Source organism: Agromyces larvae (assembly GCF_022811705.1).
Classification (GTDB): Bacteria; Actinomycetota; Actinomycetes; order Actinomycetales; family Microbacteriaceae; genus Agromyces; species Agromyces larvae.
In genome coordinates this window covers 3,118,706-3,134,808 of the sequence record NZ_CP094528.1, presented here as the reverse complement: position 1 = coordinate 3,134,808, position 16,103 = coordinate 3,118,706, and the positions used below count along the sequence as shown (strand labels likewise).

The 16,103-nt window shown below is 72.8% G+C and carries 16 protein-coding genes; 9 read left to right on the top strand and 7 right to left on the bottom strand.

All coding sequences use genetic code 11. The annotated features are described in order from the left end of the window. Window positions 1-89 precede the first annotated feature (89 nt). On the bottom strand, window positions 90-1,175 hold the full coding sequence (locus tag MTO99_RS15045) for an SDR family NAD(P)-dependent oxidoreductase (protein WP_243554484.1): 1,086 nt from the start codon (window positions 1,173-1,175) through the stop codon (window positions 90-92). Window positions 1,176-1,300: 125 nt separating this feature from the next. Here MTO99_RS15045 and MTO99_RS15040 point away from each other — a divergent pair, with 125 nt between their 5' ends. The 5 genes from MTO99_RS15040 to MTO99_RS15020 all read left to right on the top strand — a co-directional run bounded on the left by MTO99_RS15040 (window position 1,301) and on the right by MTO99_RS15020 (window position 5,139). Next, entirely contained in the window at window positions 1,301-1,924 is a 624-nt protein-coding gene (locus MTO99_RS15040; RefSeq protein ID WP_243554482.1) for a TetR/AcrR family transcriptional regulator, read from the top strand. A gap of 21 nt (window positions 1,925-1,945) precedes the next feature. Then, the gene (locus MTO99_RS15035) at window positions 1,946-2,317 is read left to right on the top strand and encodes a heavy-metal-associated domain-containing protein (RefSeq protein WP_243554480.1); all 372 of its coding nucleotides are present in this window, start codon (window positions 1,946-1,948) and stop codon (window positions 2,315-2,317) included. A gap of 28 nt (window positions 2,318-2,345) precedes the next feature. Further along, window positions 2,346-4,649, top strand: coding sequence for a heavy metal translocating P-type ATPase (locus tag MTO99_RS15030; RefSeq protein WP_243554478.1), 2,304 nt, complete (start codon window positions 2,346-2,348; stop codon window positions 4,647-4,649). 77 nt (window positions 4,650-4,726) lie between these two features. Beyond that, complete coding sequence (locus tag MTO99_RS15025; RefSeq protein WP_243554476.1) at window positions 4,727-4,891, top strand: hypothetical protein; 165 nt, start codon at window positions 4,727-4,729, stop codon at window positions 4,889-4,891. 59 nt (window positions 4,892-4,950) lie between these two features. Beyond that, a complete protein-coding gene (locus MTO99_RS15020) occupies window positions 4,951-5,139 on the top strand; it encodes a hypothetical protein (protein WP_243554474.1) in 189 nt (62 codons plus the stop codon). A gap of 24 nt (window positions 5,140-5,163) precedes the next feature. Here the strand turns inward: MTO99_RS15020 and MTO99_RS15015 are convergent, their stop codons facing one another. Continuing rightward, a complete protein-coding gene (locus MTO99_RS15015; RefSeq protein ID WP_243554467.1) occupies window positions 5,164-6,141 on the bottom strand; it encodes a diacylglycerol/lipid kinase family protein in 978 nt (325 codons plus the stop codon). A gap of 95 nt (window positions 6,142-6,236) precedes the next feature. On the opposite strand from MTO99_RS15015, the gene MTO99_RS15010 reads away from it, so the two are divergent. Both MTO99_RS15010 and MTO99_RS15005 read left to right on the top strand, forming a co-directional pair. Continuing rightward, window positions 6,237-6,890 carry a collagen-like triple helix repeat-containing protein gene (locus MTO99_RS15010; protein WP_243554465.1) on the top strand — a complete coding sequence of 218 codons (654 nt, stop codon included), beginning with the start codon at window positions 6,237-6,239 and terminating at the stop codon, window positions 6,888-6,890. A gap of 129 nt (window positions 6,891-7,019) precedes the next feature. Then, on the top strand, window positions 7,020-7,766 hold the full coding sequence (locus MTO99_RS15005; RefSeq protein WP_243554464.1) for an SOS response-associated peptidase: 747 nt from the start codon (window positions 7,020-7,022) through the stop codon (window positions 7,764-7,766). Between the two features lie 97 nt (window positions 7,767-7,863). Here MTO99_RS15005 and MTO99_RS15000 read toward each other — a convergent pair whose 3' ends face one another. The 5 genes from MTO99_RS15000 to MTO99_RS14980 all read right to left on the bottom strand — a co-directional run bounded on the left by MTO99_RS15000 (window position 7,864) and on the right by MTO99_RS14980 (window position 12,513). Then, window positions 7,864-8,274: an MmcQ/YjbR family DNA-binding protein gene (locus MTO99_RS15000; protein WP_243554463.1), complete on the bottom strand. Its 411-nt coding sequence runs from the start codon at window positions 8,272-8,274 to the stop codon at window positions 7,864-7,866. Window positions 8,275-8,406: 132 nt separating this feature from the next. Beyond that, entirely contained in the window at window positions 8,407-8,991 is a 585-nt protein-coding gene (locus tag MTO99_RS14995) for a hypothetical protein (protein WP_243554462.1), read from the bottom strand. Beyond that, window positions 8,988-9,656, bottom strand: coding sequence for a DUF6766 family protein (locus MTO99_RS14990; RefSeq protein WP_243554461.1), 669 nt, complete (start codon window positions 9,654-9,656; stop codon window positions 8,988-8,990). The genes MTO99_RS14995 and MTO99_RS14990 overlap by 4 nt, the downstream gene beginning before the upstream one ends. 142 nt (window positions 9,657-9,798) lie before the next feature. Then, window positions 9,799-11,376, bottom strand: coding sequence for a glycoside hydrolase family 43 protein (locus MTO99_RS14985; protein WP_243554460.1), 1,578 nt, complete (start codon window positions 11,374-11,376; stop codon window positions 9,799-9,801). 129 nt (window positions 11,377-11,505) lie between these two features. Then, the gene (locus tag MTO99_RS14980; RefSeq protein ID WP_243554459.1) at window positions 11,506-12,513 is read right to left on the bottom strand and encodes a LacI family DNA-binding transcriptional regulator; all 1,008 of its coding nucleotides are present in this window, start codon (window positions 12,511-12,513) and stop codon (window positions 11,506-11,508) included. A 103-nt stretch (window positions 12,514-12,616) separates the two neighbouring features. On the opposite strand from MTO99_RS14980, the gene uxaC reads away from it, so the two are divergent. Together uxaC and MTO99_RS14970 are read left to right on the top strand one after the other, a co-directional pair. Next, on the top strand, window positions 12,617-14,119 hold the full coding sequence (uxaC, locus tag MTO99_RS14975) for a glucuronate isomerase (RefSeq protein ID WP_243554457.1): 1,503 nt from the start codon (window positions 12,617-12,619) through the stop codon (window positions 14,117-14,119). Next, on the top strand, window positions 14,116-16,089 hold the full coding sequence (locus MTO99_RS14970) for an alpha-glucuronidase (RefSeq protein ID WP_243554455.1): 1,974 nt from the start codon (window positions 14,116-14,118) through the stop codon (window positions 16,087-16,089). The genes uxaC and MTO99_RS14970 overlap by 4 nt, the downstream gene beginning before the upstream one ends. The last annotated feature ends 14 nt before the right edge of the window (window positions 16,090-16,103 follow it).

Below are 16,103 nucleotides of genomic sequence, written 5' to 3'. Positions count from 1 at the left end.
CCTCCGGAACAGAACGATGCCTCGGGCGGAGCAGACGGATGCCCCGGGCCGCAGCCCGAGGCATCCGTCTGTTCAGCGAACGCGAGGCCTCACGCGGCCGACCACCCGCCGTCCGACGCGAGCACGACGCCGTTGATGTTCACGCCGTCGTCGCTCAGCAGGAAGGTGATCGACGCGGCGAGCGCCTCGGCCTCGGCGGCGTCGGGCAGGATCGCCATCGCCTGGCGCACGCGCTGCGCGCCGAGCGGCGACGCGAACTTCGCCTCGATGTTGGTGATCGTGGCGCCCGGCGCGACGGCGTTCGTGCGGATGCCGCTCGGGCCGTACATGAACGCGTTCGACTTGGTGAGGCCGACGACCGCGTGCTTCGACGCCGTGTAGGCGGCACCGGCGGCCGAGCCGCGCAGGGCGGCCTCGCTCGCGATGTTCACGATCGAGCCCTTTCCCTTCGCGAGCATCGCGGGGATGACCGCGCGCATCAGCTTCATGGTGCCGGTGACGTTGATCGCCATGACCCGCTCCCACACGGCGTCGGTGAGGTCGCCGACGGGCGTCATGTCGTCCATGATGCCGGCGATGTTCGCGAGGCCGTCGATCTGCTCGCCGGCGGCGGCGACGATCGCGGCGATCGCCTCGTCGGAGGTGATGTCCCCCGCGATCGGCACGATCTGCGCGTCGGGCAGCTCGGCGGCGAACTCGTCGAGGCGGTCCTGGAAGATGTCGACAGCGATCACGCGGCCGCCCTCACGGGCGATGCGCGACGCGGTCGCACGGCCGATGCCGCTGCCCGCGCCGGTGACGATGACGGTCTTTCCGGCGAAGCGGCCGGGGGTCACGACCTCTTCCCACGGCTCGGCTTCGACGAGGGGGGCGGATGCCTCGGTGCCGGCGTCGGCGGCATCGTCGGCGTCGCTCGCGTCGGCGGCGGCGGGCGCGGCGGGCGCACCGGCGGGCACGTCGCCCGCGGCGGCGCGTGCGACCAGCTGGTCGACCATGTCCTGGCTGAACTGGCCCTTGCTGAGCTTGATGAGGCGCTTCAGTGCGAGGCGGCTGACGGGCTTCAGCACATCGGGGTCCTGCCCGGACTGGGCGAGCAGTTCGCGGATGATGGGGCCGCCGACGGGGTCGGCGAGCCAGGTCTTGATCGACGAGTCGCCGGTGAGCTGGGTGCTCATGTGGTGTTCCTTCTTTCGGTCTGCCGTCTCGTGTCTCGGAGCCGGACGCTTCGGGATCGCAGCGACCGGAGACGGTTGGCTGCGCTCACCTACCGGACAACGATGTCCGGTACTAGTCTACGTCCGTGTCGTCGAATGCGGAAGCCCCGCCCGGTCGCAAGCCCAACCTCGGGCCGAAGGCCGGGCCCGAGAACCGCCGCAAGCTCATCGATGCCGCGCGCGAGGTGTTCCGCGACGGCGGATTCGCCGCGCCGCTGAGCGCCGTGGCGAAGGCGGCCGGCGTGGGCCAGGGCAGCCTCTACCGGCACTTCCCCGACCGGCTCGCGCTCGCGTTCGCGGTGTTCGACGAGAACCTCGACGAGCTCGCCGACCTCGCCGAGCACCCCGACGCGTCCCTCGACGACCTGTTCGACGCGCTCAGCACCCAGGCCCTCGGCTCGACGGCGATCGTCGAGATGATCGCCGCGGCCCCCGACGACCCGCGCGCGGCGCACCTCGGCGAGAAGCTCGACCGCCTCGTCGGCCTGCTGCGCGACCGCGATGTCGCCGCGGGCCGCATCGGCGCCCACGTCGAGACGGCCGACGTGACGCTCGCCATCGGCATGCTGGGCCTCGCGGTCGCGCGATCACCCGAGGGATCCCAGGCGGATGCCTCGACTCGCGCCCGGGCGATCTTCCGAACCGCGTTCGCACCTCGCGACGAGCCCGTGCGGCCCGCGGGCTCGAGTGCTACGATGGGTACCCCCTAGGGGTATCCAGAAGGAGTCAACGTGCACGATCTCGGCCTCACCGCGAAGCAGTCCTCCGACCACGGCTGCGCCTGCTGCGCGCCCGCGACGAGCGGCAGCGCATCGGCAAGCGGCGGCGCGGCAGCAAGCGGCGGCGCGGCATCGAGCGCCACGGATGCCGCGCCCCACGCGCCCGTCGCCGAGTTCGGCGTCGCCGGCATGACCTGCTCGCACTGCGTCGGCGCCGTCACGGGCGAGCTCACCGCCCTCGACGGCGTGACCGACGTGTCGATCGACCTCGTCGCCGGGGGCGTCTCGCGCGTCCGGGTCAGCGGCGAGCGTCCGCTCACCTCCCAGGAGATCGCAGCGGCCGTCGACGAGGCCGGCTACGACCTGGCCGACCTGCCCGTCTGAGCCGTCGCATCCGGGATCGAGGCATCCGATGACCGACACCGCGAGCCGGCCCGTCGAACTCGTCGTCGGCGGCATGACCTGCGCGTCGTGCGCCGCGCGCATCGAGAAGCGGCTCAACCGCATGCCCGGCGTCGAGGCATCCGTGAACTTCGCGACCGAGAAGGCGACCGTGCGCCTGCCCGACGGCACCGCGCCCGCCGATGCGATCGCCGTGATCGAGGCGACCGGGTACACGGCCGAGCTTCCGGCGCCGCCCGAGCCCGCTCCCGGCGCCGAGCCGACCGCCGAGCGATCGCGCCGGCGCGCGCACGGAGCATCCCTCGACCTCCGCCTCCGGGTCTCGCTCGCGCTCGCGATCCCGGTCGCCGCGCTGTCGATGATCCCGCCGCTGCAGTTCGCGGGCTGGCAGTGGGTCGCGCTCGTGCTCGCCACGCCCGTGGCGACGTGGGGTGCGTGGCCGTTCCACCGCGCCGCATGGCTGAACCTGCGGCACGGCTCCGCCACGATGGACACCCTCATCAGCCTCGGCGTGATCGCCGCGTACGGCTGGTCGGTCGTCGCGCTCGTCTTCGGCGGCGCGGGCATGCCGGGTATGACGATGGAGTTCCGCCTGCTCGCCGAGCCCGGCAGCGTCGGCGACGAGCTCTACCTCGAGGTCGCCGCGGCGGTCACCGTGTTCATGCTCGCGGGCCGGGTGTTCGAGTCGCGCGCGAAGCGCCGGTCGACCGAGGCGATCTCCGCCCTCCTCGAACTCGGCGCGCGCGAGGCGAGCGTGCTGCGCGACGGCGTCGAGGTGCGCGTGCCCGTCGGCGCGCTCGTCGTCGGCGACCGGTTCGTGGTGCGCCCCGGCGAGCAGGTCGCCACCGACGGCCGGGTCGTCGAGGGCGCCTCGGCGATCGACGCGAGCCTGGTCACCGGCGAGTCCGCGCCCGTCGAGGTCGGCGTCGGCGACGAGGTCGTCGGCGCGACCCTGAACGCCGGCGGCCGGCTCGTCGTCGAGGCGACGCGGGTCGGCGCCGACACCGAGCTGGCGACCATGGCGCGGCTCGTCGAGGAGGCGCAGTCGGGCAAGGCCGAGGTGCAGCGGCTGGCCGACCGGGTGTCGGCCGTGTTCGTTCCGGTCGTGCTCGCGCTCGCAGCGGTCGCGCTGATCGGATGGCTCGTGGCCGGCGCCGGGGCGGCCGTCGCGTTCAGCGCGGCGGTCGCGACGCTCGTCATCGCGTGCCCGTGCGCGCTCGGCCTCGCGACGCCCATGGCGCTGCTCGTCGGCACGGGGCGCGGGGCGCGACTCGGCATCCTCATCCGCGGTGCGCACGTGCTCGAGTCGACGCGGCGCATCGACACGGTCGTGCTCGACAAGACGGGCACGGTGACGAGCGGCCGGATGTCGCTGACCGACGTCGTACCGGTCGCCGGGCTGTCCCGTGATGAGGTGCTGCGGTTCGCCGCGGCCGCCGAGGCCGGGTCGGAGCATCCGATCGGCCGCGCGATCGCCGCAGGCGACGCGGCGCTCGGCCATCGCGACCCAGCGCACCTCACGGGGTCCCGAGACGGGTCCGACTCCGTCGGGCGCTCCTCGACCGGCGAGACCACTGACTTCTCGTCCGAACCCGGCGGCGGTGTGCAGGCCGTCGTCGACGGGCGGCTCGTGCTGGTCGGGCGGCCCGGGTGGCTCGCCGACGCCTGGGCGATCGGCCTGCCCGACGGGCTCGCACTCGCCCGCGACGAGCTCGAGTCCCGCGGGCGCACGGTCGTCGCCGTCGCGTGGGACGGCGCGCTCCGCGGCATCCTCGCGGTCGCCGACGAACCCAAGCCGACGAGCGCGTCCGCCGTGGCCGCGCTGCGCGACCTCGGGCTCGAGCCCGTGCTGCTCACCGGCGACCGCGACGCGGTCGCCCGCACGGTGGCGGCCGAGGTCGGCATCACCGACGTGCGCGCCGACGTGCGGCCGGCAGGCAAGGCCGAGGCGGTGCGTGCGCTGCAGGCCGACGGGCGGGTCGTCGCGATGGTCGGCGACGGCGTGAACGACGCGGCCGCGCTCGCGACCGCCGATCTCGGCATCGCGATGGGCGGCGGCACCGACGCGGCCATCGCGGCGAGCGACCTCACGCTCGTGCGCGACGACCTCGCGGCCGTCGGCGATGCGCTCCGGCTGTCGCGGCGCACGCTCGCGACCATCAAGCAGAACCTGTTCTGGGCGTTCGCGTACAACGCGGCGGCGATCCCCGTGGCGATGCTCGGCATGCTGAGCCCGCTGCTGGCGGGCGCCGCGATGGCGGCCTCGTCGGCGTTCGTGGTGGCGAACAGCCTGCGGCTGGCCCGGTTCCGGTAAGCGCGCGAACCTGCGCGATGCTGTGAGTATTGCTCGATTTCCACCGTTCGGTGCCGCACGCGCGTAGCGTCAGCCGTATGTGGACAGTACTTGTGATCCTGCTGGTGGCTTGGGCGGTGCTGTCGATCGTCGGATTCGTCTTCGAAGGTCTGCTCTGGCTCGCCATCATCGGCATCGTGTTGTTCGTCGGCACGCTCGTGTTCGGATTCATCCGGCAGGGCGCGCGGCGCGCGAAGGCCTGACTCGGCGTGACGCGGTCTGCGCGTCGATGCCGAGCAGGACAAGAGGGAAGAAGGTCGTCATGACCGCCGGAGAGAGCATCAAGCACGCCGCCGAGGGCACGAAGAACGTCACCGAACGTGTCGTCGATGCCGTGGAGTCGAAGATCAACGACGTGACCGACAGCGTTCAGGACGCGCTGCACCAGGCCGGGGAGAAGATCCACGGAGCCGCAGGCCGCGACGACGAGCGAGGCGCCGAGAAGCAGTGACGCCGACGCCGGGGCGCCCGGCCGTCAGGCCGGGTCGCCGCCGACGCGGATCCGCAGCGCCCCCGGGCGCACGGTGATGCGCGCCCGCACGATCGGACCGAAGCTGTCGCCGTCGAGTTCGACCCCGTGCGGCGTCTCGAATCGCACCTCGAAGCGGCGGCCCTGGGCATAGACCAGCGCCTCCAGGTCGGGTGCGAACTCCAGCATCCGCCGGCCGAACCGCGACCGGCGCGCGATGCCCTGAGCGGTGAGGCGGGTGCCGATCCGCGCCCATCCGAACCTGCCCTTGGGGCGCAGCATCACCACGTCGAGCAACCCGTCGTCGGGCGTCGCGTCGGGGATGAGCAGCAGATTGCCGGTGAGCGTCCCGCAGTTGCCGACGATGACCGTGTGGGCGCGCGCCGACCTGGCGTGCCCCTCGTCGACGCGGAACTGCAGATGGAACAGCCGGTTCGCGATGATCGATCGCGCGATCGGCTGCACATAGGCGAGCCAACCGAGTCGTCGCTTGGCGGCGGCGCTCGTGCGCTCGGCCATCTCGGCATCGAGTCCGATGCCGGCCATCACGACGAAGATCGCGCGGGTGCGGGCGCCGGATTCGTCCTCGAGGTCGGCGACCGCGACGTCGATCGACCGCGCCGTGCCGTCGAACGCCGCGCCCACGGCGCGGTCCAGATCGTTCAACGGCAGTCCGAGGTTGCGGGCCAGCAGGTTGCCCGTGCCGGCCGGCACCAGCGCCAGCGGCGTCGCGCCCTCGGCCAGGACTTCCGCGGCGGCACGGACGGTTCCGTCGCCGCCGGCCACGATGACGACCGCGGGGTCGGTGCCGAGCGCCGCCTCGGTCGCCGCCCGCCCCGAGTCGTCGGCGCTCGTCTCGAACCACTGCGACGGACCCCAGCCGTGACCCTGCTCATGCGCCTCGACCGCGGCGCGCAGCCGCTCGAGCGGCGTCTTCACCGGGTGGAAGACGACCGCCGCATGCACCGCGTCGGTCGAGGGCATGTCTGCAGCCTAGGCGCGTCGGGGTGACTTGCGGCGGGTGGCGCCGCCACGGGCGAGCGGATGCGGCATACTCGGGCTGACCGGATGGGGGAATCATGGCCGAGGACACGAGCGACGTCGCATCGGGGCAGGCGACCGCCGCACCCGTCACCCGCACCATGCTGCTCTGGACCGCCGTCGGCGTGGTGGTGCTCGCCTTCGTCGCAGCGTTCCTCGGCGCGCTGCTCGCACGCGGGGTGGGCGACGGCGGGTCGGTCGCCGCGGCGACGCCGACGGCCACGGCCGACGCGGATGACCCGGGCGACGAGGACGACTCGGACGACGACTCGGCGGATGACGAGATCGTGGAAGCCGAGGTGCTGCCCGCGGGCTCGGACGTGCGGGCGGGATCGGGCACGCCGAGCAACGCCTACGGCGCCGACGGCGACGTGTTCATCGACATCACCACCGCGAACCTCTACTTCTTCCGCGACGGCGGGTGGACCGCGGTCGGGAATCTGCGCACCGCGGCGGTCGATCACCTCACCGGCGCGCAGGGCAAGCAGGGCGAACAGGGCAAGCAGGGCGCGCAAGGCAAGCAGGGCAAGCCGGGCGAACCCGGCGAACCGGGGGCCGACGGCACGCAGGTGGTGCTCGGCAGCGAGTCGCCGGGCGAGGATGACCCGTGCGAGGTCGACGGCAGCATCTTCGTGAACACCGCCACGACGGGCTTCTACCTCTGCACCGACGGCGTGTGGGTCGCGGCCTGACAGCCGGAGCGCGCGAGGACGGTCGCGGCACCGACAGCGTCATCGACGCCGTCGGGATGGAGGCGCACGGCAACCCGGACGTCGGGGGGTCGTGGCACGCTGGGTGCAGGGTCAAGCGGAGGGACATCCATGTGCGGCAGGTTCGTCGTCTCGCAGAAGGTCACCGACCTCACCGACGTGTTCGACGCCGAAGACGACTTCCCCGACTGGCAGCCGAGCTTCAGCATCGCGCCGACCGAGGTCGTGCCGATCGTGCGCGAACGCGCCGACCGCGAGACGGGCGAGTTCACGCGGCGGGTCGAGCCTGCGGTGTGGAACTTCCGGCCCTCGTTCATGAAAGAGGCGAAGCGCCCGCAGTTCAACAGCCGCATCGAGACGGTCGCCACCAACGGGCTGTGGAAGGGCGCGTTCGCGCAGGGCCGATGCATCGTGCCGATGCGCGGCTACTACGAGTGGACGGGTGAGCCGGGCAGCAAGCGCGCGCACTACCTGCACGGGCCGGGCGAGCTGCTCGCGGCCGCGGGCATCTCGACGGCGCGCAGGCTCGACGACGGCAGCTGGCAGGTCTCGACCTCGATCATCACGAGAGAGGCGAAGGATGCCTCGGGCGAGATCCACGACCGCATGCCGGTGTACCTGCCGCTCGACGAGGTCGATCACTACCTCGACCCGGTGAAGCTCGACCCCGGCGCCATGCAGGCGATGGTCGGCTGGCTCCTCGACGTGTCCGACCGGGTCGCGACCACCATCACCGAGTACGAGGTCGATCCGAGGGTGAACAACAGCCGCCGCGTCGACCCGGGCGACCCGACCCTCATCGAGCCGATCGACACCGCCGAGCCGCTCGACGCGGCCGAGTCCCAGACGAAAGGGTGACCATGCCGCACTGGACGACCGACGACCTCGACCGCATCGTCGGCACCGTCGTCGGCGACGCGGTGCGCGGCACCACCGTGCGCATCGACCCGGTCGGCTAACCGGGCTCCTCGCCGGCGCCGCGATCGAGTTCGGCGACGAGCGTCTTCGGCGCGACCGTGCGCCACGACAGTTCGATCAGCTCGTCGAGCCGGTCGGCATCGATCGCGTCGAGCTTCACCAGCACGGTCGCGTACCCGTCGAAGTGCGGCGTGGTGAAGAAGACGTCGGGCTCGGTCTTCGCCCACGCGAACTTCACCGCCTCGTCGGGCACCCGCGCGCCGAGGATGACCCCGTCGGGCGCCGCATCGCCGAGCGCCTCGAAGTCGGCCTTGCGCAGCGGCCGCTCCCAGACGACGAGCTTGCCGCGCACCCGCCACGCGATCGCCCCCGACGGCGGGTGCAGTTCGCCTTCTTCGACGCCCGGCAGCGACATCGCCGACCTGCGCACCTCGTCGAGCGTCGCCATGCGGCCGAGGGTAGCGGATGCCCCGCCTCGCGGCATCCGAGAAGTCCGGCGAGAACACGCCGCTCGGCGTCACGGGCGGCGGGCCGCCGTCGTAGCCCGGCGGGCGCCGTGAGCTGCGCGGGGTCGCGGGTGTCAGTCGGCGGAAGCGAACACGTTCGGTGCGACCTCGACCATCCGATCGGGTTCCGGCGCGCTGTCGGGCCGAACGACGTAGTTGCCGTTCGGACCCCCGACGGCGAACTCCGGCTCACCGCCGCAACCGATCACCCAGTCGCTCGCGTTCGCGTAGACGAGCAGGCAGACCCGCTCACGCTCCTTCGCGTTCGCCAAATAGAGCGCGTTGCCGTCGTGCTCGCCGACGGACCGGCTGCTGGCCGGCTCCACGTCGTCGAGCGCGTACGCGGGCAGGTCGGCCGGGAGCGTATCGGCCGGTTCGGCGTCGCGTTCGAGCACGGCGTACCCGGAGCCCGGGGCGACGCATCCGGTCAGTGCGAACACGGTGGCGAGCGCCACGCCGACGGTCGAAGGGAGCTTCCCGCGTGAACCCATGACGGCATGCTGCCACAGCCCGAGGTGCCGAGCGGAGACTGTGCGCATTCGAGTCGGCCAGCCGTCGCGCGCGGCGGCGGGCGCTCGCGGCTTCGAACTGAACTCGTCGCGCGGCAGCGTGGCGAGCGCGGGCGCCTCGGCGAGCAGCGGGTCGTCGGGCGCGCTCACCCCTCGACGGCGCTCTCATCGTGCGGAGCGCCGACCGGTTTCGACTCCGAGCTGCCGCGCTGGCGCAGCACGATCGACAGGGCGACCATGCTGCCGACCGCGAGGAACTCCGACTGCCAGTTCTGCAGGGTGCGGTTCCAGAAGTCGGCGTTCACCAGGTACTCGGCGACGGTGAGCGGCGGCTGCCCGTGCAGTGCCTGATCGGCGTTGAAGACGGTCGTGCCGGCGAGCAGCTGCACGAGCCACGACAGCACGAAGATCGCGCCCATCGTGAGCAGCAGCGAGTTGCTGTACAGCCAGGTGCGGAATCCGCCGACCTTCGCCCACTTCGGCGAGTCGGGGCGAGCGTGCGCGCCGACGAGCTGCTCCTCGTCGCTGCCGACCCCCTCCTCGCCGGGCTTCTTCGACTCGGGCGAACCCTTCTGCACGAGCCAGATGGTGGCGAGGATGAACAGGAAGAACTGCAGGTACTCCGACTGCCAGTTCTCGGCGACGTCGACGACGAAGTCCGACGACGTCACGAAATCGAGCCAGCCGACCGTCGACGCCCCGTGCGCGAGCTGCTCGTCGTTGAAGACCGACAGCCCGGCGAAGGACTGCCCGATGAGCGCGAGCACGAAGATGCCGCCGAAGAAGATGCTGAGCGTGTGCTGCTTGAGCCGCATGCCGATCACCTGCCGATCGCCACGATCACGAACATGTACGCGAGTCCGACCAGGATGCCCGCCAACCACACGGTGAACACGACCTTCATGTTCCGTACCGTGGCCCGCCCGCGGGCGCCGCGTCAAGGGGTCGACGGCGCCGTCACCGCCGGATGCGCAGCTCCACCCGGTCGACGTCGGCCCAGCCGTCGCCCACGGCGAACGGGCCGATCCAGGTGCCGACGAACCGGCTCGTGCGCCCGGTCGCGAGCGACGACAGGTCGACCCCGCCGAGCGGGCGATCGGCGACGAACAGGTCGGCGTGCAACCCGTCGATGCGCGCCTCGACTGCGACGGGGCCGGCCGGTACGTCGGTCAGCGTCCCGATCACCGATCGTTCGCCTTCGTCGACGAGGGTCGCGACCGCCACGCCGTTGTGGTCGACCGCGAGTTCGAGGTGCGCACGCTCGGAGGTGCGCAGGAGGAGGCCGGCGCGGCCGGTGCCGCCGAGTTCGAGCACGACGGTCGCGTCGACGCGATGGTCGGGCAGCCGTCGCCCGAGGAACGCGAACGGCTCGAGATCGGTCGGCCCGGCCGGCGTCGCCCGAAGGCGCACGCGGCTCGCCCGTTCGCCGAGCGCGGCGAAGGACGCGGGCAGCACCGCGACGCCGGTCCATGCGGGGTCGAGTTCGGGCGCGTCGAAGTCGTCGACGAGCTCGGTGGGCCACGGCTGCTGGTCGGGCAGGCCGTCGGCGGCCATCTCGGGGTGCACCCGCCCGATGCCGGGTGCGAACAGCGGCCGGCCCCGCTCCCAGTCGACGGGCACGAGGTGGGTCTGCCGCCCGAGCAGCCCGTTCGCACCGCGCCCGGCATCATCGACGAGCTGCTGCGTCCCGAGCACGGTCGCCCAGGTGCGCCCGTCGGCGTCGTCGACGAGGTCGGCATGGCCCACGTTCGCGATCGCCGCGCGGTCGCCCAGGTCGCGGTGGCTCAGCCGGGGGTTGCCGGGGTCGCCGGTGTAGGGGCCGGTGATCTCGTCGGCGTAGGCGACGCACACCGCGTGGTCGCGGTCGGTGCCGCCCTCGGCGGCCACGAGCATCCACCCGCCGCCCGGCCGCGGGAACAGATGCGGGCCTTCGGCCCACGCGCCGCCTTCGAGCGCGCCGTGCCAGATCAGGTGCTCGTCGCCGATGACCGCGAAGGTCACGGGGTCGAGCTCACGCAGCCAGATGTCGGTCTGCCCGGGCCAGCGCCCCGGCGCGGCGAGCCGGTTGCCGCACAGCCAGACGCGTCCGTCGTGGAATACCAGCGACGGGTCGATGCCGTCGAGTCCGTCGAACCAGATCGGGTCGCTCCAGGGGCCGGCCGGGTCGTCGGCGGTCATCAGGAAGTGCCCGGCGCGCGGCCAGCCTCCCTCGGGCGGTGCGGCCTGGTGCGGCGCCGGCACAACGACCGTGCAGACGACGAAGAACCGCCCTTCGTGGTGGCGGATGGTCGGCGCGTACAGCCCCTTCGAGCCGGGCAGTCCGGCGAGGTCGAGCTGCCCCTCGCGGTGCACGACGTGCCCGATCGGCTCCCAGTCGACGAGGTTCGTCGAGCGGTGGATCGGCAGCCCGGGCAGGTACTCGAACGTCGAGGTGACGATGAAGAACTCGTCGCCGACCCGGCAGATGCTGGGGTCGGGGTGGCACCCCGGCAGGATCGGGTTGCGGTAGCGGCCGGGCCGCGTGGATCGAGTCATCCGTCTCACCTTCGAAGCGTCGCCCGCGGCTCGTCTTGCTTCACCGCGCGTGACATGGCAGGTTAACGTTTACATGCGAGGTAAACGTTATCATCAGCGGTCGCGCCCGCGACGACGGATGCCTCGAGCTCACGCCCGCGGCGCACCGGTCGACCCGCGCACCCAGAGCTGCGCGCCGAGTTCGCGGTGCACCCCGTGCGCGGGCGTCGCCGCGGCTGCGCCGTCGATCCGCTCCATGAGCAGCTCGACCGCGGTCTCGCCGACCTCGCGCAGATCGGCGCCGACGCTCGTGAGGTGCGGCGCCGACAGCTCGGCCACGTACGTGTTGTCGAAGCCGACCAGGCTCACATCGTCGGGCACGCGCACGCCGAGTTCGGCCCACCGTGCGAGCAGGCCCATCGCGGCCAGGTCGTTGTAGGCGATCACCGCCGTCGCACCCGAATCGAGCGCGGCCTGCGCGGCCGCGCGACCGCCCTGCGCGGTCGGCTCGAAGGCGCCGAGATCGGTGACCGCGAACCCGTCGATCACGGCGGCGGCATCGCGGATGCCCCGCAACCGGCGGGTCTGCGACCACGAGCGGGCCGGACCGCCGACGTACGCCACCTGCCGGTGCCCGAGCTCGGCGAGATGCTCGACCGCGGCGCGGGCCGCGGCACCCTCGTCGACCGTGACCGTGGGGGTCGTCTCATCCTGCCCTTCGAGGGTGCGGTTCACGAGCACGCACCGATGCTCGGCGGCGACCTCGGCGAGCGCCGCCTCGTCGAGTCGCGACGACACCAGGATGAGCCCGTCGATCTGCGGCGCGACCGCCTCGATCTCGTCGAGCTCGACCTGGGCGAGCTCGGTGGTGTCGACGACGACGAGTCCGTAGCCACGGGCGCGCGAACTCGCCTGCGCCCCCTTCGTCAGCGACGAGAAGTACGGGTTGTCGATGTCGGGCACGACCAGCGCGATGGTGCCGGTGCGCCCGCCGCGCAGGCCGGCCGCCGCCCGGTTGGGGCGGTACCCCAGTTCGCGGATCGCCTCGAGCACCCGATCCCGAGTGGACTCGGTGACCCGGTGCGGCGCACGGATCGTGCGCGACACGGTGGCGATGGACACGCCCGAACGGGCGGCGACATCGTGAACGGTGACCAAGTCGTCGACCTCGCTTCGAAGCGGGTCGGGCCGTCGCCCGACCCGGGGGTGAGAGTGCGTTGAACACTATTGTAAGAACGTTTACACGGCAAGGAGCCCGCGCATGACCTGGACGCTGCACCCCGACCGGGCGCTGCCCGCCGAACCCGGGCTGCGCACGATCGCGCGCGAGATCCTCGACGCCACCGAGCACCTGCCGATCGTCTCGATGCACGGCCACGTCGACGCACGCATGCTCGCCGACGATCTGCCGTTCACCGATCCCGCATCGCTCCTGGTCACCCCCGACCACTACCTCGTGCGCATGCTGGTGTCGCAGTCGACCGCCCCGGGTGCGATCCGCGATGCGGGCGTGCGGTCGAACGGGTCGCTCGGGGTCGGCGGTGCGAATGCCCGCGGCGACGACCTGCCCGAGACCGATCCGCGCGAGATCTGGCGGCGGTTCTGCGCCGGGTGGGCGGCGTTCCGGGGCACCCCGACCCGGTTCTGGCTCGAGCACGTGCTCGCCGAGGTCTTCGAGGCGCCCGTGCCGCCGTCGCCCGAGGCATCCGATCTGCTCTACGACCACCTCGCCGAGCGGCTCGCGAGCCCCGAGTACCGGCCGCGCGCCCTGTTCGAGCGGTTCGGCATCGAACGCCTCGCCACGACGGATGCCGCGACCGACCCGCTGACCGCGCACGCACGTCTCGCCGACGACGGGTGGGGCGACCGGGTCATCCCGACGTTCCGACCCGACGACCTGCTCGAAGCGGGCCGGGCCGGCTGGCGCGACCGCCTCGGCGAGCTGACCGAGGCGTCGGGCGTCGATGCGTTCGGGTACGACGGGTTCCTCGCCGCGATGCGGGCGCGCCGTGACGCGTTCGTCCGCGCCGGCGCCCGGGCGACCGACCATGGGCACCTGAGCGCCGACACCACGCGGCTGGCCGACGCCGACGCGCGCCGCCGCTTCGATCTCGCGCTGCGCGGCGCGCTCGAGCCCGGCGACGCCGAGGCGCTGACCGCCCACCTGCTGTTCGAGCAGGCCGCGATGTCGGCCGATGACGGGTTGACGATGCAACTGCACCCCGGGGTGCTGCGCAGCCACGACCGCGGCCTCGCGGCCCGGTTCGGCACCGACCTGGGCTTCGACATCCCCGTGCGCACCGAGTTCACCCGCGCACTGCGCCCGGTGCTCGAGGCGTTCGGGCACCGCGAGGGATTCGGGCTCATCGTGTTCACCGTCGACGAGACGGCCTACTCGCGCGAGCTCGCGCCGCTCGCCGGTGCCTACCCGGCGCTGCGGCTCGGCGCGCCCTGGTGGTTCCTCGACGCACCCGACGCGATCCGCCGGTTCCGCGAGGCCGCGGTCGAGACGGCGGGCTTCCGCAACACCAGCGGGTTCGTCGACGACACACGCGCGTTCTGCTCGATTCCGGCGCGCCACGACCTGGCCAGGCGAGCGGATGCCTCGTACCTCGCGCGGCTCGTCGCCGAGCACCGGCTCGGGGTCGACGAGGCGATCGACACCGCGGTCGACCTCGCGGTGCGGCTCGCCCGCGAGAGCTACCCGGTGCCGGCGAGCGCGCCACGCGCCGACGGGTCGACGACTCCGGCGGTCGCGCGATGAACGGCGTGCACCCGATGTGGCTGCGCCCCGGGCCGATCCCCGGGCTCGCGGGCGGCGACGCGCTCATCGAGGGCGACGATCCGCTGCTCGACACCGTGCGCGCCGAGGCGCGCGCCGCGGGCATGCACGTCGCCGAGGCCGCCGCCTCCGACGGCGCCCTCGCCCCGCAGGTGCGCATCTCCATCGATCGCGCCGGAACGCCGGCGGGGTTCGCGGTGACGGGCGACGGCGAGCGCACGGTCGTCGTCGCGGGCGGAGCATCCGGCGCCCTGTACGGATGGTTCGAACTGGTGCGCCGCGCCGCGACCGGCCGCCTGCACGAGCCGGGCACCACGCGCCACGAACCGACCCAGGCGGTGCGGATCCTCGATCACTGGGACAACGTCGACGTGCACCCCGTGATGGGCCAGGTCGAGCGCGGCTACGCCGGCGGGTCGATCTTCTTCGACGCCGGGCGCGTGCGCGACGACCTCTCGCGCGTGCACGAGTACGGCAGGCTGCTCGCCTCGATCGGCATCGACCGGGTCGCGATCAACAACGTGAACGTGCACGCCCGCGAGGCGCGGCTGCTCACCGACGACCTCGCCGACGTGGCGCGCATCGCGGCCGAGCTCCGGCCGTGGGGCATCCGACTGCACCTCTCGGTGAGCTTCGCGTCGCCGATCGTGCTCGGCGGGCTCGAGACATCCGACCCGCTCGATGCGCGCGTGCGCGCGTGGTGGCGCGAGACCGCCGACCGGGTGTGGGCGGCGATCCCCGACTTCGGCGGGTTCGTCGTGAAGGCCGACTCCGAGGGCCAGCCCGGGCCGTTCGCCTACGGGCGCGACCACGCCGACGGCGCGAACCTGCTCGCCGAGGCCGTCGCCCTGCACGGCGGACTCGTGCACTGGCGCGCGTTCGTCTACAACCACGCGCAGGACTGGCGCGACCGCACGACCGACCGGGCCCGCGCCGCGTTCGACCACTTCACGCCGCTCGACGGGCGGTTCGCCGACCAGGTGATCGTGCAGGTCAAGCACGGCCCGATGGACTTCCAGGTGCGCGAGCCCGTGTCGCCCGTGCTCGCCGCGATGCCGCGCACGCGCGTGGCGCTCGAACTCCAGGTCACGCAGGAGTACACCGGGCAGCAGCGGCACGCGGTGTATCTGGCGCCGATGTGGCGCGAGGTGCTCGACTTCGCACCGTTCGGTGCCGGCTCGCCGCCGGTCGCCGACCTCACGGCGACCGGCGGCGGCATCGCCGCGGTGTCGAACGTCGGCGACGACGCGTTCTGGACGGGGCATCCGCTCGCCCAAGCCAACCTGTACGCGTTCGGCCGCCTCGCGTGGGACGCGACGCTCGACCCGGCCGCGATCCTCGACGAATGGATCGCGCTCACGTTCTGGTCGGGCGCGTCCCTCGATCGCGAGGTCGCCGCGGTCGTGCACGAGCTGCTGGATGCCTCGTGGCAGACGTACGAGTCGTACACCGCGCCACTCGGGGTGGGGTTCATGGTGACGCCCGGCACCCACTACGGGCCGTCGGTCGACGGGTACGAGTACTCGCCGTGGGGCACCTACCACTTCGCCGACCGCGACGGCATCGGCGTCGACCGCACCGTCGCGACCGGCACCGGCTACGCCGGGCAGTACCCGCCGCCGTGGCGCGAGACGTACGAGTCGCTCGACACCGTGCCCGACGAGCTGCTGCTGTTCTTCCACCACGTGCCGTACACGCACCGGCTGCACAGCGGATCGACCGTCATCCAGCACATCTACGACACGCACTTCGCCGGAGCCGACGCGGTCGATGCGATGGTCGCGGCGTGGGCGTCGCTCGAGGGCCGCGTCGACGACGCCGTGTTCGCGCGGGTGCGCGACCGACTCGCCGAGCAGCAGCGGTCGGCGCGGGAGTGGCGCGACCAGGTGAACACGTACTTCCTGCGCAAGTCGGGCATCCCCGACGGGCGGGGGCGTGCGATCTTCGCGTGAGGCGCCGAACCCGC